The sequence below is a fragment of the Paenibacillus sp. XY044 genome (genome assembly GCF_002257645.1).
GTDB lineage: Bacteria > Bacillota > Bacilli > Paenibacillales > Paenibacillaceae > Paenibacillus_AQ.
In genome coordinates, this window is the sequence record NZ_NQMO01000008.1 from 213,139 (window position 1) to 238,351 (window position 25,213).

The window sequence follows — 25,213 nt, forward strand, 5'->3', positions numbered from 1 at the left end:
CCCGATGCCAGGGCGGCATCGGGTTATTTTGTGCCCGTAATCGTCTCGAGAACGATGGGGGAACGCGTCAACCCTGGTGGTCTGGCGAATCCCCGCTCGATTTATGCTTACCTTCCTTTACTTCCCGGGATCCTTCTTCCAGGACATCTTCAATCATGTCCGTAGATGACGGCGTTTCATGATCGGGATCCGGAATGGGGTCAACCCCGGGGAAACGATCTTCTTCGTTCGGCTTATTCATCGCGACACGTCCTTCCCGTAAAATCGTCGGTACTTCCATAGTGTGTTCCTTATATGTAAGGATAAACCGTTCTGAGAGGCGATGAACCACTTTTCCTGCGCCGTACGATCCGGATCGTTCATCTTTATATAAAAAATAAAGCTGCCCCGGAAGGGCAGCGAATACTAACGGATATGAATGAGACATGACAAGTGGCCGACTTCGTCCAGCGGAATCCACATGGAACCGTATACAGTCCGCATTTTTAATGTGCCCGGATCTTCTGATTTCTCGGGGATCCCGGTAATAGATTCACCTTCCAAATTTTGAACGAATAAATGGTGGCCGCGGCGGATCGCCATTTCGATTTCCTTTTCCATGAGACTATTCTCCTGTCTCCACAAACGGGTAAGACTTTTGTATCAATAACTATCTTTATCATAAGATAATTTTCGTTTAATGGATAGAGAACAGGTGTTTGATTGGTGGGGATATGGACCTAAAATTTGAATTTCATTTGAACTTTTCCGCTGAAAAAGAAAAAAAGCCCTCCGTCTGGAGGGGCAGAAAAGAAAGCATGTTCTAAATCCGGACATCTAGACGATTTCCTAAATGGGGTACGGCGCTGCTGTCCAGCATTTTGACCAGGGACTGACCGTCCTGTGAGGCTTGATCCTTTGCGATTTTGAGCACCTGGATGCTCACATTTTGGGCAAGCCGGGACTGGCTCATGGCCATCGATAAAGCAGGGATATCCATCATATGCCTCCTCTATGTAAAATGGGTAACATCTATGTTATCGGATTTTCGGTGTGTTTTATAAAATAATGCCGCCCAGGAACCGAGGTTCCTGGGCGGTGATCAGGGGGAACATGCTTGATGTCATCCGAAAGATCCGGAATTAATACATCATGTCTCCACGGAAGTGGTCGCGACAGTGGCAGTCTCTATGGTGGCGCTTTTTGAAGTGGTGGCGATTCTTGTGAATCTTATGGCAGGACACATGTTTTTCTTTGTGGACCTTTTTGATTACAGGCTCCCAGTCGACTTTGATGAAAATGGTTTTCTTGATCTCTTTTTTAAGGACGACCGGTTTTGGTCTGCGTACATGACAGTTACGACGGTGATCATGGTCATGGAAAAATTTACCCATTTGGTTACCCCACCTTTGTTGGAAAATGTGAAACCTGAGATATCGTATGTAACGGTTTCTTTCGCAAACACGGCGAAGGTCCAGATGGGAACAAAATAGATGATCATCTTAACGGTGCTCGGGGGCCAACAACTCTCCAGTATACTGTGAAAATAACAAAAAAACCTTGATCCATAAGAACTCAAGGTTCTTTAATCGATGATCTGCAGTGGGCTCGGACCACTGATCCCAAAGGTGGGCATGCCCGATTCGTCGTTGGATAGCAATAAGGATAGAATCAAAGTTGTTATCTGTTTCATCTTCTAAAGGAGGGACCTCATACTGTGACGCAAGGATTGAGGATCTTGAGAAACGGATCGAGGAGCTGGAGAAACGCATAAATATGAGCGGCAATCAAACGCCGCCAGTATGGGCTCACAAGGCGCTTGAGGCGGCCATGGCCGTAGGCGCTATCAAGACTTCTAACGACAAATCACAGGCAGAGCTGTTGTGCATTCAAATCCTTAACAACCTGGGCCTGTTCGATCGTAGCGTAAAAAACGGATTGATTTGAACCAGGTGGGCGAATGCCAATGAATAGCAAGTAGAACTACGGACTCTAGGTGTCTCGTGAGCAATCCGGAGGCGAGCATAGTCTTCCTGATAAGGACAAGAGTCAGGAATGATGAAGACCCTGTTGATTATGTTTTTTGTTGTATGTAAGAACCAATTATCTATAGGGGCATATAGTATAGTAGCTCATGAAATCTCTTTGATGAATTAAGGTGCAGCCCGCTTTCGAAGCGGGCATTTTCATTAGGGAAAAATTTTAAAATACACAAGCGCCTAAGTGGGGGGGCTATCATGAGCTTCGTCAGAAGTATTGGATATGGGTGCTGCCCTAATAATATAGGTGGTATCTTGGTGCTCTTTATTCTGTTAGTAATTATTTTGAAAGCATTTTGTTCTGTTTGAAAACAAAACAAGGGGCACCCTTAGAGTTAATAAAAAGAACTCCAAGAAGAAAAAAAATCACATATCAGGTGTGTTTACCTATACCAAATAATGGAACATACATATTGTGTTATTAACTTCTGGCAAAGGAGGTACATGTATGAGCGATGGTGTTGTTGGTGGCGTAGGTTACGGATACGGCTTGCATAACAATGTTGGTGCTATCCTTGTGCTTTTTATTCTGTTGGTAATTATCTTGTCGGCATTTTGTTGGAGATAAAGAATGGGAACGAGTAGTGACGAAAACCCTGTTGGCTATCAGCTGGCAGGGTTGTTTTTTTGATTCATTCTAATTTATAGTCCGAAACGTAAAAAATGAGTGTTTGCCCTTGAGAAGTTTGCCCTTCCCAAATGCTCATTTATCCATAAGATATGATGTACTCTTAACTAAAGGAGGGCTTACTCATGAGTGAAGTTGTAGGCGGAGCAGGTTATGGTTATGGTGGTCTTGGTACCAGCACTGCAGCTATCTTAGTCCTATTCATCTTGCTGGTTATCATAACTAAATCTTTCTTTTTCTAAGTGAACATCATTAAACCCTGTCAGCTTGTGCTGGCAGGGTTTAATTGTTTTTGGAGCATTTTGAATAACCTCTGCATATATTGATTTGCCGCCGCGATTACTTGCACTTCTCTATTTACATCCGTCCGAAATATCCCATCCCGTATCTGTAGGATGGGATATTCTAATTATCCTGTAATCATAAATATGTAGAGGGTTTAGCACTCCGCTCATTCGTAGAACTTCAATTATGGCTCATCCTACAAACGTGGAATGAGCCATTATCTATATACCGCTTTGCTCATACCCAATCCTGATTAATTCATATGATACATTGTACGGATGTATGAATAGCTTCATTCCCGTCACGTAAATCGGGAAAACTATGAATCCTGTCGGGCATACGGAATATCTCTTGCCAGTGTCCAATCGCCGGATTCGTTGCCTCCTCGATCAGTTCAAAGTCGATTACTTCGCTATTCTCTTTTATCCTTAACTACACAATGGATTGCCCTCCATCCACATGCAAAACGCTGCCCGTGCTAAATCCGTTACGGATGAGATAGAGCACACTTTCGGCGACATCCTCAGCGGTCCCGATCCGATTTATAGGGAGACCAGAGGCCACATGTTGGAAAAACTGATTGCGGGTAGTAACGTCCATACTGCTGTGAGCTGGTGTGTCGATAGTGCCTGGAGAAACCACGTTGACCCGAATAGGAGAGAGCTCGAGTGCCAGAGCTTGACCCAAAAAGGTAACCGCCGCATTCACCGAGCCGAGAACCACCGTTTCTTTGGCCGGCTTGAATGCTGCCGCTCCCGAAAACAGCGTAACCGAGCCTTCGTTCGATAGCCAAGGCGCTGCATGTTTAACCAACTGGTAGGGACCGAAAAATTTGCTGGCGAATAATTCCTTCACGGTTTGCATCTGGGACTCTTTAAAATCGACCAAGGAAGTTTCTGAAGCGCTAATCACGAGATGATCGAACTGCTTGATCCGCTGTTTGAAAAATTGTTTTACCTGCTGTTCATCCATCATATCCAGAACATAATCCTCTACATTCTCACCATAATGAGCGAAGCGTTCTCGCGCAAGGTCTAGCTTTGTCTGAGATCGTCCAGCAATAACAACCCTAGCCCCTGCTTCAAGTAAGTGACCGGCAGTTGCCAATCCAATACCTGAACTACCTCCAACAATCACGACTTTTTTTTCATGTAGTGTATCCATTTATTATTCCTCCATAGTGTTTGGTCGACCAACCAATAATTATAAAAAATGAAGCATTAAGTGAACGAAAGATACATTTCACTTAATGTTTCATACGCCGCATCCAAATCGAAGCTCTCGTCAGTCAGTTTGCGCAGAGCCAGCCCATCAAACGCGGCGGTCAAAGTAGCTGCGATAGCTTCGTGATTAACGCCTTCTTTTCTGACAAGATGAGTGGAGAGTTCGGCAATTTTTCGTTGTTCTTCCTGTAATAGTGCATTCACATGCGACTTGAGGTTCGAATTATTTAGACCGTTGGAATAAAGTTCGAACCGTAGCCGGTAAAGCTCTAAATCCGCAAATAACCGTTCCTTACCCAACTTTAAAACGTGTTCGATTTGCCGGTTGTCCTTTGCTTGCTGGAGAATTTCATCCCAATCCTGAAGGCATTGGCCCTTAGCTTCCTCCAGCACAGCCAAAATAAGCTCTTCCTTGCTTTTGAAATAATAATGAATCAAGCCTGGTGCGACACCAGCAGCTTGTGCAACACGTTTCATCGAAGTATTTTTAATACCACACTCAATCAACAGATCATGCGTCTTGGCGATAATGAGATCCCGATTATTTAGCGGCTCTGTAATCATACTTTCTCCCTTCTAACATATTTGGTTGACCAACCAAGCATAAAATATTCCTCTATCCTAGTCAAGTCATTATGGCGATGGACAAAGAGCAATTCCCGAGCTATACCGTGTTTCACCCCTTTGTTATATTAACGGAAATGGACTTCCCGTTTAGCTTAATGGGATGTGGCAGTCTTTTTAGTCCAACATTTATTTTCTTTGGACAGTTGGTTTCTAGGGGTACAAACATTTTACCGAGTTGACGACTCTTTTGCTACCATTTAGTGGTTAATCAACATGACTGTTGTAATATCATTACAACATATACGGACGCGCCATTGTGATCCGAAAGTATCGGAAAAAGGCTCGCCTGCATTTTGCGGGGAGCCTTTTACTTTGTTTTTAAGGTAGGGTTCGCTCATCAATTCGTTTAGAATCCTACCTACATCTGTGGTTGGGAATTTATGCACTTTCATAAATTGGGGTTCCGTGTATACCTCTTTGCCCTTACCTAATCCTACCTAATACATAAAATACAATGTACTCTAAATCAAAGGAGGTAGAATGAGATGAGTGAAGTTGTAGGCGGAACAGGTTATGGTCATGGTGGTCTTGGTACCAGTACTGCAGCTATCTTAGTTCTTTTCATATTGCTGGTTATCATAACTGGATCTTTCTTTTTCTAAACAAATAACATGAAAGGTTTAATTTTATTCCTGAATCTTTTTTAAGGGTTTTAAAGTGCTCTTTAAAGTCCTTTTCTCAAAATTTCGTAAACTAGCGGAATCTATCATTACTATCGGTAAACTTCGATCTAGTTCATTGTAGATGGTATAACTGCCGTGACCTGTTGTCCAACGCGTTCATATGATGGTTTGTCAAAGAAAGGGCGATGAGATGGAAGCCTATTATAGCTGCACGCGATACATGAACCGGAGAGTCCGCATTGTTACAAGAGACGGTTGTGTTCACGAAGGAAGAATCGTAAGAGTGGATCGTGATAACGTGTACTTGGAGACAGATCGAAGAGACGGACCTGTAACGACCTCCGCTTTCTTCCCCTTCGGATTCAGGGCACGCAACACCATTTTGACGTTAAGCCTGTTCACGCTGCTCGCGATTGCTCTAATCTAATGTGACGATCTCCTCACTACGAGGAGATTTTTTTGACCCATATAATTTTTCCTTCGGACCAGGACCGTGCTCAATGATTCCAGTTGGCCGGAGCTTGCCGGACCAATCTAGAACAGCAGTAAGCCAGCCAAATTCCTCTTTACGATATCCAGTGATAAATACCTCAGCATACGACCAGTTAATAACCTTTTGCCATGCGTCCGACCGGCGACAAATGTTTGTTTTATACTTTATATATGTACACATTACACCATTTGGGAGTGAACATTATGAAAAATACGATTTGATATCGAGCAAGCCGTAAATTCTTTCATATAGAAGAAAGTTATTTTCATAAAAAGGGATAATGGTGGTAAATTGAGTTTGGTCATCACGCTGTCGAAGCTGGGCGCTTCGATCTGGTCTAATAATGCCGAATGGGGCGGTCAGGGTCGTGTTTCCTAATTCCGAAGTTTTCATTGTTATTGAAGAAAAGCGGTTAAAGGAGAACATCCTAGTTACAACTAATTTTAATGATGCGGATATTGGCGTTTATGAGCTAAGAATATACGTTAATGGAAAGTCTGGGAGGATGGGAAAAGGAAGGCTGCATATGAGTCGTTGGATTACATAATTAAATCGGACAGAGTATATGCCAGTTTTCAGTGACTTTTTAAGTGGACCCCAAATGGCCCCCAACTAAGTAAAAATGTATTTGCTGGTGAACAAAAAGAAAACCCTTGAAGCATAAGGCTTCAAGGGTTTTCTATAGATGATCTGCAGTGGGCTCGAACCACTGACCCCCACCCTGTCAAGATGGTGCTCTCCCAGCTGAGCTAGCAGATCGTATAAATCAGATATCTAATATATTAACAGTGAAGTAGTTAGCTGTCAATCTTTTTTTATTCACGTAAATGGTCTGAACAATTTCTTTGCCGTCCCATGATTAGGAGCACTTCAATCGGGCGAAAACTAAAGTATATCGATACAGAAGGAGTGTTCGCGGTATGCCGAGTAAAGTGCTCGCGGCAGGGTTGTGCCTGCTGCTTGCCGGATGCTCCACCGTGGGTGAGCTTTCGGATGCGCGGGAGCCGATCGAGTCTGACTCCACGATGGCTGATTCGCCGATTATGGTGGATGTGTACGGCAAATCGGTCAGCGAGGATATGTATTCCAAGGGCCCCATTACGCCGCCCTGATTCCCCTAAAAAACATAGGGCCCGTGCTCCGACTGCACTGGCCCTATGTTTTTATTCATCATCCCATTTGCGCGAGTATCCTTTTTGGATGACATAAATGAATGAATAGATCAAGATGGCCGATAGAATGACGATCAGCGCGATGGTCATGCCCATAACAATCCATGGTCTCCCTTCCATAGAGCTCTCATGAGTCAACTATACAGGAAAATCATTTTTTTGTATAATGATTCAGCTATGTCTTTTATCATGATCGCGTGAAAGAGAGGGTAACCGATGCCTGCAGAAATAGTATACGTGACGACCCCCGAGCTGCTGAAGCATGCGCTGGACATCCGCCAGGAGGTATTCGTCAAAGAACAAAACGTACCCGCCGATCTGGAGATCGACGAATACGATGTGATCAGCGAGAATGTTCATCATATTCTCATTCAGGACAAGGATCAGTATGTGGCCACCGGCCGGATCATTTTTTATAACAGCGACACCGCGAAGATGCAGAGAATCGCCGTTCGCCTCGAGCTTCGCAGCCATGGGTTTGGCCGCATCCTGCTGATGGCAATGGAAGAGCGGGCGAGGGAACTCGGGCTGGCCTATTCCATTTTGGACGCGCAGTGCCAGGCTGAACAGTTCTATGCCAAACAGGGCTACGAGGTTATTTCCAAGGAGCCGTTCGATGACGCCGGCATCCCGCATGTCCGCATGAAGAAAACGCTGTAGGCTTCATTTTCGCATAAATCCCTGTTTCTAGGGAATGGTATCCATATGTCACCTTGGTGTATCATCACAACTTAAGGAGTGGATATCGATGGGAAACCCGGGAAGGGAACAATTTATCGCAGTGCAAAAGAACGGTGACGGCGACTTAACGGCTTTTCAAACGTCGTCGGGCCGGGTGCTTGATTACGAGCAGGCGCTGCAGGAAGTGAAGGCTGGCGCTATTGCGGGCGTAAACGTCTTTAAAGGCCGTGACGGGGAGATGTACATCCGCGGGGACGCCGACGGCGATCCATCGAATAATCTCGATAATCTGCCGATCTTCGAATAAGAGGCGCGCTTGGTGTTTTCATAATAAACAGCCGGCTGCAGTAAAGTTTATTCTTTCTGCAGCCGGCTGTTTTCTTTTTTTGCTTATGTTCGGATTCATCCGCAAGGGCTATAGCGAATATACCTGTCCTTGCTCCAGGAAGGACATTTCTCCGGTTTTTCCTACAAATTCGTCTTTGTTATCGGCATAGTGCATCAAGCGGGTCATGCGCCGGACAGGCTCCGGCAGCGAGAGCAGCTCGCTGAGCGTCGTATGCACCTCTCCCGGCCCTTCCAGCTGGCACTCATGGAAGATCGTATCACAGCCGCGATCCCGCACGAGCTTGTCCAGCAGCCTGGGGTCGAACGTCATGTCCGCGCTGTAGAAAATCCGGCCGTTAATATAGAGGGAGAAACTGTCCTTGCCCGGAATGTGGCGGTTCGGTATCAGCTCCAGCTCGATATGCTCCGACAAGCGGCAGGGAACCCCCGGCTGAAGCGTATGTACGTCAAAGGCGTCCTCAAGGCAGGTGATCTCGCCGGGCTGGGACAGACCGCCTTTGAGTGTGTGCTCCCACAGCACCTCACGCAAAGACTCCGCGATATAAAGCTTCATTTTGCGGTGAAACGCATATTTCATTTGGAAGGCAAGCTCCTCCAGACCGCCGACATGATCGCCATGGATATGGGTGATTAGCACGGCATCCAAGTCGTTAAACGTTTTGCCCAGTTGGTGAAGGGCGAGGGGCGCCGTAATTCCGCAGTCGATCAGCAAGGTGAAAGACCCGTCCCCGAGCAGAGCATTATTGTTGAAATACTTTTTGGCAAAGGCGCTGCCTGTCCCCAGCATTTGAAGCTGCAAGCTCATCGGTTTATCCTCCTGTGAAAACCGGCACGCCGAGCATGCCGTTCGTTTTTTCTTCTTTCATTATACACCACAGTTCCCAATTTCCATCTACCCCCATAGTATGCTGTAAACGCGCGAAATGGGGTTTTGTCATGGCGAAGGGAAAAAGCAAAAAACCGGCACCCAAAGGAGAAAAGGTCATCCGCGGCATGAGGCTCGTTACCTCCGACGTATGTGAGGCCTGTAAAACACCCTGTGCCCGGGGAATGGCGTATGCTGCACGGATGAGAGTACCGGGTGCGGTCGGCAAAGGGGTGCCCTGCATTTTAACCAAGAAATAATGACCGAAACAAGGAACTGATTTATGAATCGAGCCCGAGTCCCACCATGTGGGGCTTTTTTTTGCACTCCTGGAATAGATTTCCATTGCCTTGGGGAAAAAATGTGAGTTTTGCCCGCGTTGACAGCGCAACTTGCGTTTGTACTTTTCGTATATACATACAACATCACGATGGAAATGGAGGGAAATGAAGAAGATGAATTGGAAGAAAGTCATGGTATGCGTGTTCGCCTTTTCCCTGATGGGAGGCTCGGTGTTTGCGGATTCAATTACCCAGAAGGTCAGAGTGTGGATGAACGGCAAAGAAATCCAGGACGGCGGTTATATTATCGACGGTAAAACCTATGTCCCCATCCGGGAGTTTGACGGGGTTGTAAAATTTAATTCAGATACGAACAAGGTTGAATTCATTAAGCCAAACGTACATATATTTCTGTTTAATGGAGATACCGTTTTCGGCAATGTCAATAAAGGAAAACTCAAGTTCAACGTATTCTGCCAGGTGGACAGTCTATCGGACGATGTGGCGAGCGTAAAAGTGGCCATTACGGACCCTTCGGGGAAGGTCAAGGATATCCAGTCCCAGGACGTGAGCGGCAGCCAGAAGGATAATTTCTGGTTCCGTACCTACGATTTTACGTATGATTTCAGCAGTGCAGGCAAATATAAAGTGGGGTTCTATATTAAAGCCACCAAGAGCAGCGATTACGTCCTCGTGTCGCAAAAAGTGATTACCGCGCTGAACTGATTTCAAGCGGGAGGATAAATTGACCAGATCATGCGGACGTGATACGATACGGTGGTATGATCCATTCCAACCATAAGTGAGGTTTTTGTAAAAATGAGCGATCACAAGCATGAACACGGTGAAGCCTGCAATCATGATCATGACCATGATCACGAGCATGAGGAATTTGTTCTGACGCTGACAGACGAGAACGGCAAAGACGTGGAAATGGTTCTTGTCGAAACATTCGATGTGGGCGAGAACGTCTATGCACTGCTGCTGGAACGTGAAAATCCTGAAGCGGACGGCATCATCCTTCGCGTCGAGGAAGAAGACGAAGAAATGATGCTTTACAATATTGAAGACGAAGAAGAATGGAACAAGGTGGAAGCCGCTTATAACGAGCTGGTTGCCCAGTTGGACCAAGAGTAATCCGTCAAGGCGAAAGCCCTAAGCAAGAAACCCCCGAACCGCAGCGAAGCGGCATCGGGGGTTTTTTTGGTGCAGGCGGCAAGCAGCCGCACGTATTAGAAAATCGGATCGGTTTCCACAATGACCTTGACGTTTTGGATATACCGGTCTTCCGGTCCTTTTACCGGCAGCCCGACGTCCACATGGTCGACGATGTAGTCGATATTATCCTGAGAGATGACCTCGCCCGGAAGAAGAATGGGGATGCCCGGCGGATACACATAAATGAACTCGGCAATGATGCGTCCGGCCGATTCCTTGAACGGAATGACTTCCGTATCCCCGTAAAAGGCGTCTCTCGGAATGAGGGACAGCTGCGGAATTTCCGGAATTTTAACGACGAGCTCGTTGGCCGTGTTTACATTATAGTAGGTCTGCGCCAGCTCGCGGAGCGCGTTCACCAGGATGGAGATGGTCTCCTCGTTGTCGCCCGGCGTAATAAGGCACAGGATGTTGTACATGTCGCTGAGCTCCACTTCGATATTATACTTCTCGCGGAGCCAGTTTTCGGTCTCGTAACCGGTGATGCCCAGGTGACGGACATGGATGGTCAGCTTGGTCGGATCATAATCGTAAGTCGCTTCCCCGCCAAGGATTTCCTTGCCGAAGCAGTAGAGACCTTCGATTTCGTTGATTTGCTTCCGGGCGGACTGCGCCATGTCGATGGCGCTTTGGGCCATGGCATATCCGTTCAGCGCCAGGTTCCGTCTGGAAGTATCCAGCGAGGCGAGCAAAATATACGAAGTTGACGTCGTGGTCAGCATACTGATGATCGTCTGCACGCGCTGCGGATTGACATAGCCGTTCTTCGTGTTCAGGTTCAGCACGGAGCTCTGCGTCATGGAGCCGCCCAGCTTATGCACGCTCGTCGCGGCCATATCCGCTCCGGCATCCATGGCCGACATCGGCAGCTCCGGATGGAAATGGGTCAGTACGCCGTGGGCTTCGTCCACGAGGACGGGCACATGCCGGCTGTGGGCGAGGTCCACGATTTCCTTCAGATTGGCGGAGACACCGAAGTACGTCGGATTAATGACGAGAACCGCTTTGGCATCCGGATGACGGTCCAGGGCGCGCTGCACGGAGCGCACGGTAATGCCGTGGTCGATCCCCAAATTCTCATCGCGTGCCGGCGAGACGAAGACGGGCTTGGCGCCGGAAAAAATAATCGCGGACATGATCGACTTATGTACGTTCCGGGGAACGATGATTTTGTCGCCGGGAGAGCACATCGTCAGAATCATGGTCATGATCGCGCCGCTGGTTCCCTGTACGCTGAAATACGTGTAATCGGCGCCGAAGGCGTCCGCGGCCAGCGTCTGGGCTTCCTCGATGACGCCGGTCGGCTGGTGAAGGTCGTCCAACGGGGCAATATTGATCAGATCTATAGAGAGGGCGTTATCGCCGATAAATTCTCTGAATTCGGTATCGGTCCCCATTCCCTTTTTGTGGCCGGGAATATGGAACTGAACGGGATTTTTTGCCGCGTGCTGTCTGAGTGCTGTAAATAAAGGGGTACGGCTATGGTCCATGTATGCTGTCACAACCTTTCATCTGTTAAAATTACAAAGCTCAGTATAGCAAATCGGGGGGCGAATGCAAGCAGCTTTTTAACCCTGTGAAAATCTCACCCCCATATGGGGTACACTATTAGTATAGACCATACTGTTGGAAGGATTCGCCCCATACCAAAATAGGGAAGTGGTGAAACGCGTGTCGCAAATGACGGGAGCGGCGGCAGCCCGCCGGCTGATTTCGCCTTTTTTCATCGGGCTGCTTACAATTCTATTTCTTGTGGAGTTTATGAAAGGGTCGCTTCTGGTGGCCATTTTACCGGTTTATATGAAAAATTCGCTCGGTCTTGGCGCCCATACGATCGGTCTCGCCTTTTCGCTTCAATATATCGGGGATAATCTGTTCCGGAGCCCGGCGGGCTGGATCGCTGAACGGCTGGGGTACCGCAGAACGCTGACAGGGGCGCTGGCGTTGACTATCATCGCGGTCGGGATGATTGCCTTCTCCTCCGGCGCGGGCTGGCTGTCGCTGGCCTGCTTTATTCTTGGGGTCGGCACCTCGCCGCTGTGGCCCTGCGCCATGACCGGGACCACGGCCATTTCAGGTCCGAGGGGCAGCAGCGGACAGATGATCGGCATGCTCGAAATCGCTTCGCTTGGCGGAACCGGCTCAGGACCGGTCATTATGAACTTTTTGATGGACCGTACGAATAGAAACTATCAGACGTTATTTTTCATACTTATCGGCTGCTGCATCATCGTGGTTCTGGTTGCGCTGCTCCTCCCGGGAAGGGTTAAGGCTGTCGGGCAGGGTACGGCAGGAAGGGCGGAGGGCCAGAGCGGAATCTTTCCCCAGCTGCTGGGCAAAGTGAAGCATCTATTCGCCAGCATCCGGAAGACGCTGTACGAAATCAGGCATAACCTGAAGGTTAGCTGGATGGTATTTCCGGCGCTTTTTCTTCAATCCTTCGTCATCGGACTGCTGAGCCCGGTGATCACGCTGTACGTTCAGAATGAGCTGCACTTTTCGCCGAATTTGTACAGCATGCTGCTGATCGCAGGCGGGGGCATTACGGTGCTGGCGATTATTCCGTGCGGGAAGCTGGTCGACCGGTTCGGAACCACCCCCTTTTTAAATGCCGGGTTTCTGCTGGCCGCGGTTTCCCTCTGCATTTTCTCGGCGGCGCGTTCGCTTCCGGTCGTGTTCGCCATCGTAGGCGTGGTCGGCATCAGCTACGCCATGATCCTGCCGGCCTGGAATACCTTCGTGTCGACCCATGTGCCGAAGGGCGAGCGGGGAGCGGTTTGGGGTTTCTTCCTCACGCTCCAAGGCTCGGGCATGGTTGTCGGGCCGATCGTCTCGGGGCAGCTGTGGGACCGGCTCGGCCACTCGGTGCCTTTTGTCGCCAGCAGCATCGTCATGGCCCTGCTGTTTGTGATTCACCTCGTTTTGTCGCGCAAGAAGCGGGCCGAGGAGCTGTGACAAACAAAAAGGATAGAGCGTCAGCGCACATGCGTGCCGGCTGCTCTATCCTTTTATGTTGTCTGTACCGGGGGCGGCGATTAAAACGCCATTTTATACAGCGGAAGCAGCTGTTCAAAGGTGGAGTGAATGACGGAAACCAGCTTGTCTCCGTCCCGGAGCACAGGGTCCCCTTTTTCAATCCGGAGTCCGCACAGCACCTCGGATTTTTTGACGTTCTTCAGCTTGTCCGCTATCTTGGCAAAGTCTGCGGCCGTCATCTCAAACTGCGGGGTGAAGCCAGGGTCCATATGGTCCATCGACCAATAGAACGTTTTCGGGAGCTTCTTGACGGCGGCGCTTCCCTTCTTAGCTTCCAAATGCTCGGCGAATACCGTCTTGTTCGTGCTCTCGTAGATGATCGCAAAAATGATAAACAGATGCGTGCCGAACATACCCACCTGAAAATGGGGGAGTGCCTTATAGCCGCGTTTGTTCGCTGCCCAAGCCACCCAGGTATCGTTCGGCGGGTTCACGGTACGGCGGGCATGCTTGGCCACGTGAACGAACATTTCCTCTCCGCAGAGCGCGGACAAGAACGGAACGATTTCACTGCCTAATATTTCAAGTTTGGGACGAACCCGTTCAATAAGCGCTTCCATTCTGGGCTCCAGTCCCTCCACGTCAAACACTTCAAAATCCTGCGCGTTAAATCCTGCAAACGGCATCCTTGCTGCCTCCTCTATCCAAATGCGTGTTGAATTTTTGTCCCATTATACCATAATCCGCGGCGGATCTTTAAATGGCGGGGCTTCGGGCCGGGTATTCCAGTTTGATGCTGCACCCTGCCGGGTAAAAATAGTCAATAAACCAAGTTACCGTTACATAGGATAAAGTATAAAATATAGCAAAGCTGTTTAGCCATCAGCTTGATAACGAAGCTGAAGAATCACCGGCCGATTCCGGCCCGCCGGTTTCAAGAAGCGGAACAAGGAAAAAGCCAAAGGCGGTCCAATTTTGAAGGAGGGAGTGCCGTGAACAAGAGCTATGAAGTGGAATACTGCAATTTGGAGCTTCGGTTTAACCGGCGGCATATTCAGGACCTGATCAAGGATTTGATTCAAGACGGCTATTCGTTGTACTGGAGCGAAAACGAAACCCTGTTCATCATCTCCGTCCGAACGGGACGCAAACTCGTCAAGCTGCGGTTTAACCGGACGAAAAACGGTTATAAGATGGTTGGGGATTACACGATCCGGGACGCCAAGCTGGCGGAATGGATGGAGAAGCTGATCGAGGATACGCGCGGTCACGCGATCGTCAAGCGGTTCAAGGACCGCCAGATTCTGATCGAGAGCATTCTGTTCGGCGAGGTGATCCGGCTTGTCGAAATTTCAGGCTATCAGCAAAAAGTATTGTATCAGAAGGGTCCTTATATGACGGAGCAGGAAATTTCCAAGATGTATTTCTCCAAGGAAGGTGACTTGCGGCTGCAGCTCCTGAGGCTTGAGCTGGACGACGAGCTGGAGCGCCTGTACGAGGCGATGCGGGCCGGAGATGCCGAAAAAGCGGAGAAGTGCAAGGAGAAGCTCGCCGCCCTGTCAAAGGATTTAATGATGCTTGAATGGTAACTTACCTTTTGTACTACAATAGAATGGAAGATCGTTCATAAACACCTCGGATGCGCTGCGGGGTGTTTTATCACGGGCAGCTGCCTGCCGAACCCGGACTTCACTTTCACGCGTAAACACGTTAAAATAGGCTTGTTCTAAAATTTTCATCAAAAAATCGCAAAGAATGGAGAAAAAACATATGTCGAAACAACAAATTGGTGTCATCGGCCTTGCTGTCATGGGCAAAAATTTGGCACTCAACATTGAGAGCAGAGGCTTCACCGTTTCCGTGTTTAACCGCTCTCCAGAAAAAACGCATGATCTTTTGAAGGAAGCCGAAGGAAAGAATCTGACGGGGGCTTTCTCGATTGAAGAATTTGTGAACTCGCTGGAAACACCGCGAAAAATTTTAATTATGGTACAAGCCGGCAAGGCGACCGACGCCACGATCGAGCAGCTGGTGCCTCATTTAGACGAAGGGGACATCATCATCGACGGGGGCAACGCTTACTTCCCGGATACACAGCGCCGCAGTGCTGAGCTGGAAGCCAAAGGGCTGCGCTTTATCGGGACAGGCGTATCCGGCGGGGAAGAGGGGGCTCTGAAGGGACCTTCCATTATGCCAGGGGGACAAAGAAGCGCCTACGAACTGGTAGAACCGATTCTGACGGCGATTTCCGCCAAAGTGAACGGGGAGCCTTGCTGTACATATATCGGACCGGACGGTGCCGGACATTACGTAAAAATGGTGCATAACGGCATCGAATACGGCGACATGCAGCTGATCTGCGAGGCTTACCAGCTTCTGAAGGACACGCTGGATTTGAGCGCAGAAGAGCTGCATGAAATTTTCTCCGACTGGAACAAAGGCGAGCTCGACAGCTACCTGATCGAGATCACGGCCGATATTTTCGCGCAAAAGGATCCGGAGACGGGCAAACCGATGGTGGACGTTATTTTGGACGCCGCCGGGCAAAAAGGTACGGGTAAATGGACAAGCCAGAGCTCGCTGGATTTGGGCGTTCCGCTGTCCATGATTACGGAGTCCGTGTTCTCCCGCTTCCTGTCAGCCATGAAGGAAGAACGCGTAGAAGCGAGCAAAATTTTGAGCGGCCCGAAAAAAGCGCCGTTCCAAGGGGATAAAGCCGAGTTTATCGAGAACGTCCGCAAGGCGCTGTTTGCAAGTAAAATCGTATCCTACGCCCAAGGCTTCGCGCAGCTGCGCGTCGCTTCCGACGAGTACGGCTGGGATCTGCAGTACGGCAACCTGGCGAAAATTTGGCGCGGCGGCTGCATCATCCGCTCCCGCTTCCTGCAGAACATCACCGATGCCTACGAAAAAGATCCAGGCCTCAAAAACCTGCTTCTGGATCCGTTCTTCAAGGACATCATCGAGAACTACCAGGAGGCTTGGCGCACGACGGTAGCCACGGCCGTGGCTCATGGCGTTCCGGTTCCCGGCTTTGCCAGCGCCCTGGCATATTTCGACAGCTACCGCACGGAGCGGCTGCCGGCGAACCTGCTTCAGGCGCAGCGCGATTACTTCGGGGCCCACACGTTCAAGCGCGTGGACAAGGAAGGCGTCTTCCACCACAACTGGATTCAGGAGTAATCGTTCCTGCGGGGCGCCGCCTCGGTTTCGCTGTCTTGGACAAGACCGTGCATGGCCTCCAGGAGGCAGACGCGAATCCTTTCGTTGTCGAGCCCCTGGGCGGATGATCTGCTGAGAAGCAGGACGGCGGCCTCGCCGAAATATTGAAAATTGCGCATCAGACGTGGCGTGGGAAGCTCCAGCAGGGCTGGATCTTTCTGGGCCACTTTTTTTTGGACGTAATGAAGCACCCAGAGCAGATCGTCCCGGCACAAAATGTGCTTGGGATCGAAGATTTGATCCAACCGTTTGGGGCTTCCTAGCAAAGGACCGTGGGATTCATGCATGGCTCCTTCCAACCACTCCTCATATTCTACTGGTTATCAAGTCGATCTATCTATATGATAGAGTTCCTGTAAATAGACTCGGAAGAAGCGGGAGAAGGACGGCATTGTCGAAAGTTTTTGGCCTGTGTTATGATATGAAGCAAGTAACGGCATGGGCAGCAGCAAGTGCAAAAAAGGGGTGTTCTATTGAACCGGACTAAACAAAATATTATCCTGATCGGTATGATGGGCACGGGGAAGTCTACCGTCGGCGATCTGCTGGCCGCGGAGCTCGGGTACAGGCTGATCGATCTGGATGCCGCCGTCGTGGAGATGGCCGGCCTGCCGATTCCGGAGATTTTCGAACGGCATGGCGAGCCGCATTTCCGCGAGCTTGAGAACGAGACGCTGCGGCAGGTGCTAGCCTCCGGGGAGGGAGTGATCGTCGCCACGGGAGGCGGCGCGGTGCTTCGCCCGGACAACTGCGAGCTTATGCTGCAGGGCGGCTTGGTCGTGGCGCTCACGGCGGAAGCGGAGCATATTATCGCTAGGGTCCAGGGGGACCAAAACCGGCCGCTGCTCGCGGGCAATGCGGAGGAGCGGGTGAAGAAGCTGCTTGAGGAGCGGAGAGACGCGTATCGCTTTGCCCATTGCACGGTAAACACGTCGGGCCTTTCGGCGGAAGAAGTCGCGCGTGCAATTTTAGCGCATTACCGCGTCTAAGCTTATCTCTGTGAAAAACAACAGCAGCCTGACCGGGGTCAAGCTGCTGTTCAGTAGCTTATGTCGCGGTCCGGTCAAGTAACCGGACGGGCGCCGGAGCCATAGCTCCACTTCGTGGGGATGTGATTCGGGGTCCCCGCAAAGTATCTGGATAAACATCCAAGTCATGGCTCCACTTTGTGGGGATATTTTACACTTCTTCTTCGTTCCATTGAAGCATGCCGCCGACCATGTTGACGCAGTCGATGCCGTGCTGCGACAGGTACTGACAGGCGCGCATGCTGCGGCCTCCGCTGCGGCAGATCATGATGACTTCGCCGTCTTTCGGGATTTCGTCCAGACGGGCGGGAATTTCGCCCAGCGGGATATGCTTGGCGCCGCTGATCATGCCCTGGGCCACTTCCTCGTCTTCGCGGACGTCGATCATTTGCAGGGATTCGCCGGCAAGCAGGCGGCGTCTCAGCTCGGACGGCTCTATTTCACGAATCGTTGACAATATTAAAACCTCTTTTCGACTGTAATCATACTGGTTCATCACCTTATGATAACCAAGCAGTAAATCGGCTGTCAATCAGGACAGATCCGCGGGAAGAGCCATACTACCGACTAGTTGCAAAGGAGATTACACATGGACATGATCGTACATCCGACTCCCCGGCTGAGCGGGGAAATCGGAGCTCTCTCATCCAAAAACTATACTACCCGCTACCTGCTCGTGGCAGCGCTGGCCGAAGGAACGAGCACGGTATACTTCCCGGCTCACAGTGAGGACAGCGACGCGATGCGCCGCTGCATCCAGGACCTCGGCGCCACGCTCGTCGAAGACGATGAAAAGGCCGTCATCACAGGCTTTGGCAAGCATCCGCGTGAGGTGAAGGAGCTGAACGTCGGCAATGCCGGCGCGGTGCTGCGCTTCCTGATGGGAACCGCAGCCCTCTGCGAGGACGTGACGTTCGTCAACACGTATCCGGACTCGCTGGGCAAGCGCCCGCATGACGACCTGATCACCGCGCTTACGCAAATCGGCGTGCAGGTCGAGCACAACAACGGACGCCTGCCGATCACCATCCGCGGCGGGCAGGCGAAAGGCGGCCGAATTACGGTATCGGGCGAGGTTAGCTCGCAGTACCTGAGCTCTCTGCTGTTCCTGACGCCGCTGCTGGCGGAAGACAGCGAGATTGAAGTGACGGGTGATCTGAAATCCAAAGTCGTCATCGGGCAGACGCTGGAAGTGCTGGAGCAGGCGGGGATCGTCATTCACGCCAGCGACGACTATACGCATTTCCGCGTTCCCGGCAACCAGTCCTATCTGGCGAAAACCTACACCGTGCAGGGAGACTATCCCGGATCGGCGGCAGTGCTGGCTGCGGCGGCGGTCACGGAATCGGACGTGCTGGTCAAGCGCCTGCCGGTACAGAGCAAGCAGGGTGAGCGCGCCGTCGTCGACGTGCTTCAGATGATGCAGGCTCCCCTGACGCATGAGAACGACGAAGTCCATGTCCGCGGCAACGGCAAGCTCAAGGCCGTCGAGTTCGACGGGGACGCCGCCACGGATGCCGTGCTGGCCATGGTGGCTGCCGCCGTGTTTGCGGAAGGCACCTCCCGTTTCTATAACGTGGAGAACCTTCGCTACAAGGAGTGCGACCGCATCACCGATTACTTGGCTGAGCTTCGCAAAGCCGGGGCGAACGTGGAGGAACGCCAGGCGGAGATCATCGTGCACGGGCGGCCGGAAGGGGTCGAGGGAGGCGTAGAGATCAACGCCCATTACGACCATCGGGTCATTATGGCGCTGACCATCGTCGGTTTGCGTTCCAAGCAGCCGCTGCGGATCAAGGACGCGCACCATGTCGCCAAATCCTATCCACAATTCTTCGACCATATGAAGGCGCTTGGCGCCCAGGTGGAATGGGTAAAGTAACTCATAAGTGCAGGTAATCCGATCTTTAGGAAAAAAGAGCAAAGGCGGGATGAACGATGTCATTCGAAAATCCGACCCGGGAAGAAATCAAGAAAATTTTGGAGCAGGCCGGCAACATTGCGGTAGTCGGCCTGTCCGACAAGCCGGACCGCACTTCTTACATGATTGCGGAAGCAATGCAGCTGCGCGGCTACCGGATCATTCCCGTGAACCCGACCGTTCAGGGGACCATCCTTGGCGAAACCGTCTACGCATCGCTGAAAGACATTCCCGAACCAGTCGATATCGTCAACGTGTTCCGGCGCAGCGAATACTGTGCGGACGTCGCCAGAGAGGCTGCCGACATCGGCGCGCGGGTGCTGTGGCTGCAGCTCGGCATCGTCAATGATGAAGCCGCCAGCATCGGCGAAGAGAACGGCATGAGGGTCATTATGGACCGCTGCATCAAGGTGGAGGACTCCGTAACCCGGCCGGACCGTTCCGGCCAAAAGAACGGATAATGCCGTCAGCGAATAGGAGTTTAAGAAAGGGCCGTGCAGAGCGATCTGCAGGTCCTTTTTTCTTTTTGACAAAAAGTTGAACAACGCGTACCATTTTAAATATGTGTGTGTTGAGAGGAGAGTGCATGTCTTGAACTGGCTTGGATCGCTGCAGCAGCTCGGCAGAGCAGTGATGCTGCCTACGATGGTTCTGCCGTCGGCCGCCATACTGCTGTGTGTCGGCAGTCTGCCATGGGCAGCCTGGGGGCTGCCGGGCGTCGCAGAGGTGTGCACTTGGGCAGGACAGGGTATTTTTTATTTCCTCCCGTATTTGTTTGCGGTAGGCGTTGCCTGGGGACTGGCGAACCAGGCGGGACCAGCTGGCCTTGGGGCTCTGGCCGGGATGTTTATCTATGATCAGATTACGAGGCATATGGGCAATGGAGGCATTCAGCCTTCCACGCTGATCGGCATCATTTTCGGCATGATCGCGGGTTCTGCCTATAACCGTTATAAACATATCAAGCTGCCGGAGGTAGTCCAGTTTTTTGGCGGCTCGCGCTTCGTGCTTTTGTTTATGGGGCTGTTCTCCGCCCTGTTTTCCTGGGTGATGGTTTTTATCGCTCCGCTGCTGCAGAAGGTGCTGAACGAGCTCACCATGATCATGGCCCACATGGGCGGATTCGGTCTGTTTTTATACGGCATTTTGTACCGGATCCTGACGGCTTTCGGCCTGCACCATTTGCTCAACAATATTTTCTGGTTCCAGCTGGGAACCTACAAAACCCCGTCAGGCAGCATTGTGCAGGGGGATCTGCCGCGTTATTTTGCAGGGGATCCGACCGCCGGCACGTTCATGGCCGGACTGTTCCCCATTATGATGTTCGCACTGCCGGGCATCGCCTTGGCGATCATCCAGGAGGCGCGGGAAGACCTGAAGCCGAAGGTTAAAAAGACGTTTTTGACGGCAGCGCTGGTCTGCTTTTTGACAGGGGTGTCGGAACAGATCGAGTTTGCCTTTTTGTTTGCAGCGCCTTATTTGTTCATCCTGCATTCGATTCTGTCGGGGATCGCAATGTGGATTACGTATGCGCTCGATATTCATCACGGCTTTTCCTATTCCGCAGGTGCGATCGATTACCTGCTGAACTTCCATCTGTCGCATAATGCGCTTCTGCTCATTCCGATCGGCCTCGGATACGGCCTCGTGTACTATTTTTTGTTCCGCTGGGCCATTCGGCGGTTTCAGATTCCGACGCCGGGCCGCGAGGAAGGCTCGACGCTGGAAGACTGGGCAGGCAACATCCCTTATCAGGCGCCGCTCATTCTGGAAGCGCTCGGAGGCAAGGACAATATCGTGCAGGTGGAATCCTGCATTACCCGGCTTCGGCTGACGGTCAAGAACGATCGCATGATCGACAGCAACGCGCTGAAGCTGCTTGGCTCCGCGGGTCTGATCAAGCTCGGCGGAGGCAACGTCCAAGTGGTGTTCGGCACCTATTCGGAGCTGATCCGCGAGGAAGTGAACAAACTGCTCCACCGGGACTTGCCGCAGGTGCTGTTCAGTGCGCCGGTCCAAGGGAAAATGATCCCGATCGAAGAGGTGCCCGATCATATTTTCGCCGCCAAGCTGGTGGGAGATGGTGTGGCGTTCATGCCGGATAAAGGGGAATTGGTGTCTCCGGTATTTGGGACAATCATGCACTTGTACCCGACGATGCATGCCATCGGGATTTCGACGCCGGAAGGGCTCGAGGTGCTGCTTCATATCGGCATCGATACGTCCCAGCTCAAGGGCGGGCATTTTACCGCGGTCGTTCAGGAGGGAGACACGGTCGAGCCCGGCCAGCTGCTGGTTAAATTTGATATCAACTATATCCGAAGTCATGCTTCATCGCTTGCCACGCCGATGGTGATCACCAACCCGGACCGCGTTAAGTCATGGAGCTTCGCTCCGTTCAAAGCCGTCAAGAAGGGACAGACGTCGGTTATGTCCGTAGTATTACACGACAGAAATGTTGGAGGTTTGGAATCATGATACAAGGCATCGGTGCATCTGCCGGGGTAGCGATTGGAAAAGCATTTGTACTGCCGAACTGGGAATGGGACCTGCCCGAGACCGGGATCGACGCAGTAGATCTGGCCAACGAATTTGAACGGCTGTATGAGGGGATACGCACCTCCAAAAATGAGATCGAGTTTATAAAAAACGAATTCAGGGATATGGTGGGGGAAGAGGAATCGAGCATCTTTGACGCTCATTTGGCCATCCTGGACGATCCGGTGTTTATGAATGAAATCCAGGGCGTCATCGAGCGTCAGTATAAAGCGGCCGAGGTCGCGGTAAAAGAGGCGATCGATCATTTCGTCACGATGTTCGACCTGCTGGACGACGAATACATGAAAGAGCGGGCGATGGACATTAAGGATGTCGGCAACCGCCTGCTCAAGCATCTGCTCGGCGCGCCGGAAATTACGCTGCCCGCGGATACCCAGCCGTATATCCTCGTGGCCAAGGAGCTGTCTCCGTCCCAGCTGGCGCATTTGAATCCTTCCCACGTGCTCGGCATCGTGACGATGGTCGGCGGGAAGACATCCCATTCGGCCATTATGGCGCGGGCCCTCGGTATTCCGCTCGTCGCAGGGCTGGAGAACAAGCTGAAGGATCCGATCCAGACCGGAGATTTGCTGGTCATCGACGGGGACGCCGGGGCGCTGCATCTCAACCCGGACGAACAGCTCGTGGAAGAATATGTACGGGTCCGGGAGCGCCAGCTGGCGAAAAAAGAGCAGCTGGAGCTGCTGGCCGCCGTCGAGGCAATTACGAAGGATGGCTGCGAGCTTCACCTTGCCGCGAACATCAGCTCGGCCAAAGAAGTGGAAACGGCCATGAAATACGGCGCCAATGGCGTAGGGCTGTTCCGGACGGAATTTCTGTACATGGACCGCAGCACGTTTCCTAGTGAAGAGGAACAGTTTGAGGTGTACCGCCAGGTAGCCCAGCAGGTGGGTGAGCTTGGCGCCGTGATCCGCACGCTCGACATCGGCGGCGACAAGCAGCTGGATTATTTTGCGCTGCCGGATGAGGATAACCCTGTTCTAGGTTACCGGGCAATTCGAATCAGCCTCGACCGCCAGGAGCTTTTTCAGACGCAGCTGACCGCAATTCTTCGGGCGAGCGCGTTCGGCAGTGTGAAAATTATGTACCCGATGATTTCATCAGTCGACGAAATCAGACAAGCCAACGAGGTGCTGCGCCGGGCGATGGCCGATCTGGACGAGAGAGGTATCGCTTATGATAAGGACATTCCGGTCGGCATCATGATCGAGATTCCCGCCGCGGTCATTATCGCGGATCTGCTCGCGGAAGAATGCAACTTCTTCAGCATCGGCACCAACGATCTCGTGCAGTACGTGCTGGCCGTAGACCGGATGAACGAGCAGATCGCCCATATGTATCATCCCTTCCATCCGGCGATCCTGCGGATGCTGCGCACGACGGTGGAAGCGGCGCATCGGGCGGGCATTCCCGTCAGCGTGTGCGGCGAAATGGCCGGCGATGAACGCTCGGTTCCGATCTGGCTGGAGCTGGGCGTGGACCACCTGAGCATGTCGATCCAGTCGCTGCTGAAGCTGAAGCACCGGGTATTAAATACGACGGCTTCCGAAGCGAAACGGATTGCCCAGACATGCTACCAGATGAAGAGCAGCGTTGAAATCGAACGCCTGCTGACCGATTTTGCCGAGCCTGCCTGTGCGAAAAACGAGAGCGTGAATCAGCCTCGGGGCGAAAAGGGCAGCAACGCTTCCTGATTGCCTGCCATAGCGCAAAGATACAAAAAAGGAGCCGGCCGATCCACCAAGTGGACGGTCAGGCTCTTTTCTTTGCCCTGCTGCCTATTGGCCTGCAAGCGCATCGCAGAAGGCTTTGCCATAAGGCGGAAGATCCGGCGGACGGCGGGCGGACACGATATGTCCGTCCGTGACGACCGCCTCGTCTTTCCAGATCGCGCCGGCGTTCTCCATGTCGTCCCGGATGCCGGGTGTGGAGGTCACGGTGACCCCTTGCAATATTTTAGCCGAGACCAGCACCCAGCCCGCATGGCAGATTTGGCCGATCGGCTTGCGGTCCTCGTGCATTTCCCGCACCAGCTGCAGCACCTTCCCATAGCGGCGCAGCTTGTCGGGCGCCCAGCCTCCCGGCACCAAAATGCCGGCGTAATCCCGGCTGTCCACTTCATCAAACGAATAGTCCGAAACGGCGGGGACACCATATTTGCCGATGTAGGTATGTCCCTTTTTGTCCCCCACCAAGTGCACCTCGGCGCCTTCTTCCCTTACCCGGTACACGGGATACCACAGCTCCAAGTCTTCAAACTGATCATCGACAAGCGCGATGACCTTTTTACCCGTTAATCTCATGTTCAGCATGCTCCCTCCTGAGTAAATGTCCCTATGTTTCCAGTGTAACAAAAATGAATAGAACAATCATGCTTTACAAGAAAGGGATGGGCCGTTTGGTAAATAAAACAGGTGGGGGTTAGAGGAAGGAATCAAGCGCTGGAGAGGCGAATACGATTGGGGAACAACTATTTTTACAATGACTATATAAAGATGTGAAAGATATATGGGGTGGAAATATGGGATCAAAATGTAAATGCGGGCAAGTCCTGAGACTTGACCTTCGCACAGTGATGTATACCCGTAATGTAATCATACGGCATGTTCCGGTTCTAGCTTGTGACGATTGTTCGAATTATGAGCTGCTGCCCTGCATGAGACCGGTGCTGAAGAATTGCGTCGAGATGCTCGGAGAGCGTCCTTCCCGTCGAAGCTTTTCTTTGGCAGACCATCACGAACTGGCAGGGATGGTTCGCGAGGTATTCCTGCGTCCCGACAGTCTGTCCCGTGACGACCTGGAGGTACAGATCGAATCCGAGGTGAGGGATCGCATCAACCTGCTTCTGGACTTATACGGCTTTGCCGAACAAACAGAGGATCACGAATGGGTCGAAGATATCCGGCAGCGTCTGTCCCAGCTGTCGGCGATGCTGCCTGAATTGAACCAATTTTACGCCTAATTTACGTTTTACTGCATTTTTTCGGGTTTTTCGCTAGGTATGTTGGATTTTTCACGAGCTTTTTGATACGATAGAATAAGGAT

At 51.4% G+C, this 25,213-nt stretch carries 32 protein-coding genes and 1 tRNA gene; 20 read left to right on the top strand and 13 right to left on the bottom strand.

The window, feature by feature from the left end:
• Window positions 1-67: 67 nt before the first annotated feature.
• The 3 genes from CJP46_RS27435 to CJP46_RS27445 form a co-directional block, all read right to left on the bottom strand.
• Entirely contained in the window at window positions 68-241 is a 174-nt protein-coding gene (locus CJP46_RS27435; protein WP_179281356.1) for a hypothetical protein, read from the bottom strand.
• 164 nt (window positions 242-405) lie between these two features.
• Window positions 406-600: a hypothetical protein gene (locus tag CJP46_RS27440; RefSeq protein ID WP_094598814.1), complete on the bottom strand. Its 195-nt coding sequence runs from the start codon at window positions 598-600 to the stop codon at window positions 406-408.
• 202 nt (window positions 601-802) lie between these two features.
• Window positions 803-982 carry a YjfB family protein gene (locus CJP46_RS27445; protein WP_256992550.1) on the bottom strand — a complete coding sequence of 60 codons (180 nt, stop codon included), beginning with the start codon at window positions 980-982 and terminating at the stop codon, window positions 803-805.
• A 175-nt stretch (window positions 983-1,157) separates the two neighbouring features.
• On the opposite strand from CJP46_RS27445, the gene CJP46_RS27450 reads away from it, so the two are divergent.
• The 4 genes from CJP46_RS27450 to CJP46_RS36290 all read left to right on the top strand — a co-directional run bounded on the left by CJP46_RS27450 (window position 1,158) and on the right by CJP46_RS36290 (window position 2,888).
• Window positions 1,158-1,472: a hypothetical protein gene (locus CJP46_RS27450; RefSeq protein ID WP_094598816.1), complete on the top strand. Its 315-nt coding sequence runs from the start codon at window positions 1,158-1,160 to the stop codon at window positions 1,470-1,472.
• Window positions 1,473-1,755: 283 nt separating this feature from the next.
• Window positions 1,756-1,926 (top strand): hypothetical protein, encoded by a 171-nt coding sequence (locus tag CJP46_RS36700; protein ID WP_179281357.1) that lies wholly within the window; start codon window positions 1,756-1,758, stop codon window positions 1,924-1,926.
• A gap of 540 nt (window positions 1,927-2,466) precedes the next feature.
• Window positions 2,467-2,586 (top strand): YjcZ family sporulation protein, encoded by a 120-nt coding sequence (locus tag CJP46_RS36890; protein WP_218831059.1) that lies wholly within the window; start codon window positions 2,467-2,469, stop codon window positions 2,584-2,586.
• A 185-nt stretch (window positions 2,587-2,771) separates the two neighbouring features.
• On the top strand, window positions 2,772-2,888 hold the full coding sequence (locus CJP46_RS36290) for a sporulation protein YjcZ (RefSeq protein WP_143813029.1): 117 nt from the start codon (window positions 2,772-2,774) through the stop codon (window positions 2,886-2,888).
• Between the two features lie 475 nt (window positions 2,889-3,363).
• Here the strand turns inward: CJP46_RS36290 and CJP46_RS27460 are convergent, their stop codons facing one another.
• Both CJP46_RS27460 and CJP46_RS27465 read right to left on the bottom strand, forming a co-directional pair.
• Complete coding sequence (locus CJP46_RS27460; RefSeq protein WP_094598818.1) at window positions 3,364-4,095, bottom strand: SDR family oxidoreductase; 732 nt, start codon at window positions 4,093-4,095, stop codon at window positions 3,364-3,366.
• Window positions 4,096-4,151: 56 nt separating this feature from the next.
• Entirely contained in the window at window positions 4,152-4,718 is a 567-nt protein-coding gene (locus tag CJP46_RS27465; RefSeq protein ID WP_094598819.1) for a TetR/AcrR family transcriptional regulator, read from the bottom strand.
• 548 nt (window positions 4,719-5,266) lie between these two features.
• Between CJP46_RS27465 and yjcZ the strand changes: the two genes are divergently transcribed.
• Both yjcZ and CJP46_RS27470 read left to right on the top strand, forming a co-directional pair.
• Window positions 5,267-5,383: a sporulation protein YjcZ gene (gene yjcZ, locus CJP46_RS36295; protein ID WP_143813040.1), complete on the top strand. Its 117-nt coding sequence runs from the start codon at window positions 5,267-5,269 to the stop codon at window positions 5,381-5,383.
• A 211-nt stretch (window positions 5,384-5,594) separates the two neighbouring features.
• Window positions 5,595-5,831 (top strand): hypothetical protein, encoded by a 237-nt coding sequence (locus tag CJP46_RS27470; protein WP_094598820.1) that lies wholly within the window; start codon window positions 5,595-5,597, stop codon window positions 5,829-5,831.
• Between the two features lie 752 nt (window positions 5,832-6,583).
• On the opposite strand, the gene CJP46_RS27480 is transcribed toward CJP46_RS27470, so the two are convergent.
• Window positions 6,584-6,656: transfer RNA gene (locus CJP46_RS27480), tRNA-Val, on the bottom strand.
• Between the two features lie 161 nt (window positions 6,657-6,817).
• On the opposite strand from CJP46_RS27480, the gene CJP46_RS27485 reads away from it, so the two are divergent.
• The 3 genes from CJP46_RS27485 (at window position 6,818) to CJP46_RS27495 (ending at window position 8,057) form a co-directional block, all read left to right on the top strand.
• Window positions 6,818-7,009 (top strand): hypothetical protein, encoded by a 192-nt coding sequence (locus CJP46_RS27485; RefSeq protein ID WP_094598821.1) that lies wholly within the window; start codon window positions 6,818-6,820, stop codon window positions 7,007-7,009.
• Between the two features lie 276 nt (window positions 7,010-7,285).
• A complete protein-coding gene (locus CJP46_RS27490) occupies window positions 7,286-7,729 on the top strand; it encodes a GNAT family N-acetyltransferase (RefSeq protein WP_094598822.1) in 444 nt (147 codons plus the stop codon).
• Window positions 7,730-7,817: 88 nt separating this feature from the next.
• Window positions 7,818-8,057 (top strand): DUF3892 domain-containing protein, encoded by a 240-nt coding sequence (locus CJP46_RS27495; RefSeq protein ID WP_094598823.1) that lies wholly within the window; start codon window positions 7,818-7,820, stop codon window positions 8,055-8,057.
• 108 nt (window positions 8,058-8,165) lie between these two features.
• Here CJP46_RS27495 and CJP46_RS27500 read toward each other — a convergent pair whose 3' ends face one another.
• Window positions 8,166-8,903, bottom strand: coding sequence for an MBL fold metallo-hydrolase (locus CJP46_RS27500; RefSeq protein WP_094598824.1), 738 nt, complete (start codon window positions 8,901-8,903; stop codon window positions 8,166-8,168).
• 4 nt (window positions 8,904-8,907) lie between these two features.
• Window positions 8,908-9,438, bottom strand: a complete 531-nt coding sequence (locus CJP46_RS37450; RefSeq protein ID WP_179281358.1) for a hypothetical protein — start codon at window positions 9,436-9,438, stop codon at window positions 8,908-8,910.
• On the opposite strand from CJP46_RS37450, the gene CJP46_RS27510 reads away from it, so the two are divergent.
• Together CJP46_RS27510 and CJP46_RS27515 are read left to right on the top strand one after the other, a co-directional pair.
• The gene (locus tag CJP46_RS27510) at window positions 9,419-9,970 is read left to right on the top strand and encodes a copper amine oxidase (RefSeq protein ID WP_094598950.1); all 552 of its coding nucleotides are present in this window, start codon (window positions 9,419-9,421) and stop codon (window positions 9,968-9,970) included. The two genes, CJP46_RS37450 and CJP46_RS27510, sit on opposite strands and share 20 nt — an antisense overlap.
• 93 nt (window positions 9,971-10,063) lie before the next feature.
• Window positions 10,064-10,381, top strand: coding sequence for a DUF1292 domain-containing protein (locus tag CJP46_RS27515; RefSeq protein WP_076169893.1), 318 nt, complete (start codon window positions 10,064-10,066; stop codon window positions 10,379-10,381).
• A gap of 95 nt (window positions 10,382-10,476) precedes the next feature.
• Here CJP46_RS27515 and CJP46_RS27520 read toward each other — a convergent pair whose 3' ends face one another.
• Window positions 10,477-11,952, bottom strand: coding sequence for an aminotransferase class I/II-fold pyridoxal phosphate-dependent enzyme (locus CJP46_RS27520; RefSeq protein ID WP_094598826.1), 1,476 nt, complete (start codon window positions 11,950-11,952; stop codon window positions 10,477-10,479).
• Window positions 11,953-12,133: 181 nt separating this feature from the next.
• Between CJP46_RS27520 and CJP46_RS27525 the strand changes: the two genes are divergently transcribed.
• Window positions 12,134-13,417 (top strand): MFS transporter, encoded by a 1,284-nt coding sequence (locus tag CJP46_RS27525; RefSeq protein WP_373558041.1) that lies wholly within the window; start codon window positions 12,134-12,136, stop codon window positions 13,415-13,417.
• An 80-nt stretch (window positions 13,418-13,497) separates the two neighbouring features.
• On the opposite strand, the gene CJP46_RS27530 is transcribed toward CJP46_RS27525, so the two are convergent.
• Window positions 13,498-14,124: a YktB family protein gene (locus tag CJP46_RS27530; protein WP_094598827.1), complete on the bottom strand. Its 627-nt coding sequence runs from the start codon at window positions 14,122-14,124 to the stop codon at window positions 13,498-13,500.
• A gap of 306 nt (window positions 14,125-14,430) precedes the next feature.
• Between CJP46_RS27530 and CJP46_RS27535 the strand changes: the two genes are divergently transcribed.
• Both CJP46_RS27535 and gndA read left to right on the top strand, forming a co-directional pair.
• Window positions 14,431-15,027, top strand: a complete 597-nt coding sequence (locus CJP46_RS27535) for a hypothetical protein (protein WP_094598828.1) — start codon at window positions 14,431-14,433, stop codon at window positions 15,025-15,027.
• A gap of 181 nt (window positions 15,028-15,208) precedes the next feature.
• Window positions 15,209-16,621 (top strand): NADP-dependent phosphogluconate dehydrogenase, encoded by a 1,413-nt coding sequence (gene gndA, locus CJP46_RS27540; RefSeq protein ID WP_094598829.1) that lies wholly within the window; start codon window positions 15,209-15,211, stop codon window positions 16,619-16,621.
• On the opposite strand, the gene CJP46_RS27545 is transcribed toward gndA, so the two are convergent.
• Window positions 16,612-16,905 (bottom strand): hypothetical protein, encoded by a 294-nt coding sequence (locus tag CJP46_RS27545; protein ID WP_256992551.1) that lies wholly within the window; start codon window positions 16,903-16,905, stop codon window positions 16,612-16,614. The genes gndA and CJP46_RS27545 overlap by 10 nt on opposite strands.
• Window positions 16,906-17,133: 228 nt before the next feature.
• Between CJP46_RS27545 and CJP46_RS27550 the strand changes: the two genes are divergently transcribed.
• Window positions 17,134-17,649: a shikimate kinase gene (locus CJP46_RS27550; RefSeq protein ID WP_256992552.1), complete on the top strand. Its 516-nt coding sequence runs from the start codon at window positions 17,134-17,136 to the stop codon at window positions 17,647-17,649.
• 190 nt (window positions 17,650-17,839) lie between these two features.
• Here CJP46_RS27550 and CJP46_RS27555 read toward each other — a convergent pair whose 3' ends face one another.
• On the bottom strand, window positions 17,840-18,184 hold the full coding sequence (locus tag CJP46_RS27555; protein WP_373558047.1) for a rhodanese-like domain-containing protein: 345 nt from the start codon (window positions 18,182-18,184) through the stop codon (window positions 17,840-17,842).
• A gap of 93 nt (window positions 18,185-18,277) precedes the next feature.
• Between CJP46_RS27555 and aroA the strand changes: the two genes are divergently transcribed.
• The 4 genes from aroA (at window position 18,278) to ptsP (ending at window position 23,862) form a co-directional block, all read left to right on the top strand.
• The gene (aroA, locus tag CJP46_RS27560; RefSeq protein ID WP_094598832.1) at window positions 18,278-19,570 is read left to right on the top strand and encodes a 3-phosphoshikimate 1-carboxyvinyltransferase; all 1,293 of its coding nucleotides are present in this window, start codon (window positions 18,278-18,280) and stop codon (window positions 19,568-19,570) included.
• Between the two features lie 56 nt (window positions 19,571-19,626).
• Window positions 19,627-20,070, top strand: a complete 444-nt coding sequence (locus tag CJP46_RS27565; protein ID WP_094598833.1) for a CoA-binding protein — start codon at window positions 19,627-19,629, stop codon at window positions 20,068-20,070.
• A gap of 130 nt (window positions 20,071-20,200) precedes the next feature.
• Complete coding sequence (locus CJP46_RS27570; protein WP_094598834.1) at window positions 20,201-22,087, top strand: glucose PTS transporter subunit IIA; 1,887 nt, start codon at window positions 20,201-20,203, stop codon at window positions 22,085-22,087.
• Window positions 22,084-23,862 (top strand): phosphoenolpyruvate--protein phosphotransferase, encoded by a 1,779-nt coding sequence (gene ptsP / locus CJP46_RS27575; RefSeq protein WP_094598835.1) that lies wholly within the window; start codon window positions 22,084-22,086, stop codon window positions 23,860-23,862. The genes CJP46_RS27570 and ptsP overlap by 4 nt, the downstream gene beginning before the upstream one ends.
• An 84-nt stretch (window positions 23,863-23,946) precedes the next feature.
• Here ptsP and CJP46_RS27580 read toward each other — a convergent pair whose 3' ends face one another.
• The gene (locus CJP46_RS27580) at window positions 23,947-24,471 is read right to left on the bottom strand and encodes a type 1 glutamine amidotransferase domain-containing protein (protein WP_094598953.1); all 525 of its coding nucleotides are present in this window, start codon (window positions 24,469-24,471) and stop codon (window positions 23,947-23,949) included.
• Between the two features lie 353 nt (window positions 24,472-24,824).
• Between CJP46_RS27580 and CJP46_RS27585 the strand changes: the two genes are divergently transcribed.
• Window positions 24,825-25,130 (top strand): hypothetical protein, encoded by a 306-nt coding sequence (locus CJP46_RS27585; protein ID WP_094598836.1) that lies wholly within the window; start codon window positions 24,825-24,827, stop codon window positions 25,128-25,130.
• Window positions 25,131-25,213: the final 83 nt, after the last annotated feature.

Bases quoted from the DNA above. Each gene is read 5' to 3' on its own strand.
- CJP46_RS27435 (WP_179281356.1), bottom strand. From the start codon at position 241: ATGAATAAGCCGAACGAAGAAGATCGTTTCCCCGGGGTTGACCCCATT.
- CJP46_RS27440 (WP_094598814.1), bottom strand. From the start codon at position 600: ATGGAAAAGGAAATCGAAATGGCGATCCGCCGCGGCCACCATTTATTC.
- CJP46_RS27445 (WP_256992550.1), bottom strand. From the start codon at position 982: ATGATGGATATCCCTGCTTTATCGATGGCCATGAGCCAGTCCCGGCTT.
- CJP46_RS36700 (WP_179281357.1), top strand. From the start codon at position 1,756: ATGAGCGGCAATCAAACGCCGCCAGTATGGGCTCACAAGGCGCTTGAG.
- CJP46_RS36890 (WP_218831059.1), top strand. From the start codon at position 2,467: ATGAGCGATGGTGTTGTTGGTGGCGTAGGTTACGGATACGGCTTGCAT.
- CJP46_RS36290 (WP_143813029.1), top strand. From the start codon at position 2,772: ATGAGTGAAGTTGTAGGCGGAGCAGGTTATGGTTATGGTGGTCTTGGT.
- CJP46_RS27460 (WP_094598818.1), bottom strand. From the start codon at position 4,095: ATGGATACACTACATGAAAAAAAAGTCGTGATTGTTGGAGGTAGTTCA.
- CJP46_RS27465 (WP_094598819.1), bottom strand. From the start codon at position 4,718: ATGATTACAGAGCCGCTAAATAATCGGGATCTCATTATCGCCAAGACG.
- yjcZ (WP_143813040.1), top strand. From the start codon at position 5,267: ATGAGTGAAGTTGTAGGCGGAACAGGTTATGGTCATGGTGGTCTTGGT.
- CJP46_RS27470 (WP_094598820.1), top strand. From the start codon at position 5,595: ATGGAAGCCTATTATAGCTGCACGCGATACATGAACCGGAGAGTCCGC.
- CJP46_RS27485 (WP_094598821.1), top strand. From the start codon at position 6,818: ATGCCGAGTAAAGTGCTCGCGGCAGGGTTGTGCCTGCTGCTTGCCGGA.
- CJP46_RS27490 (WP_094598822.1), top strand. From the start codon at position 7,286: ATGCCTGCAGAAATAGTATACGTGACGACCCCCGAGCTGCTGAAGCAT.
- CJP46_RS27495 (WP_094598823.1), top strand. From the start codon at position 7,818: ATGGGAAACCCGGGAAGGGAACAATTTATCGCAGTGCAAAAGAACGGT.
- CJP46_RS27500 (WP_094598824.1), bottom strand. From the start codon at position 8,903: ATGAGCTTGCAGCTTCAAATGCTGGGGACAGGCAGCGCCTTTGCCAAA.
- CJP46_RS27510 (WP_094598950.1), top strand. From the start codon at position 9,419: ATGAATTGGAAGAAAGTCATGGTATGCGTGTTCGCCTTTTCCCTGATG.
- CJP46_RS37450 (WP_179281358.1), bottom strand. From the start codon at position 9,438: ATGACTTTCTTCCAATTCATCTTCTTCATTTCCCTCCATTTCCATCGT.
- CJP46_RS27515 (WP_076169893.1), top strand. From the start codon at position 10,064: ATGAGCGATCACAAGCATGAACACGGTGAAGCCTGCAATCATGATCAT.
- CJP46_RS27520 (WP_094598826.1), bottom strand. From the start codon at position 11,952: ATGGACCATAGCCGTACCCCTTTATTTACAGCACTCAGACAGCACGCG.
- CJP46_RS27530 (WP_094598827.1), bottom strand. From the start codon at position 14,124: ATGCCGTTTGCAGGATTTAACGCGCAGGATTTTGAAGTGTTTGACGTG.
- gndA (WP_094598829.1), top strand. From the start codon at position 15,209: ATGTCGAAACAACAAATTGGTGTCATCGGCCTTGCTGTCATGGGCAAA.
- CJP46_RS27555 (WP_373558047.1), bottom strand. From the start codon at position 18,184: ATGAACCAGTATGATTACAGTCGAAAAGAGGTTTTAATATTGTCAACG.
- aroA (WP_094598832.1), top strand. From the start codon at position 18,278: ATGGACATGATCGTACATCCGACTCCCCGGCTGAGCGGGGAAATCGGA.
- CJP46_RS27565 (WP_094598833.1), top strand. From the start codon at position 19,627: ATGTCATTCGAAAATCCGACCCGGGAAGAAATCAAGAAAATTTTGGAG.
- ptsP (WP_094598835.1), top strand. From the start codon at position 22,084: ATGATACAAGGCATCGGTGCATCTGCCGGGGTAGCGATTGGAAAAGCA.
- CJP46_RS27580 (WP_094598953.1), bottom strand. From the start codon at position 24,471: ATGAGATTAACGGGTAAAAAGGTCATCGCGCTTGTCGATGATCAGTTT.
- CJP46_RS27585 (WP_094598836.1), top strand. From the start codon at position 24,825: ATGAGACCGGTGCTGAAGAATTGCGTCGAGATGCTCGGAGAGCGTCCT.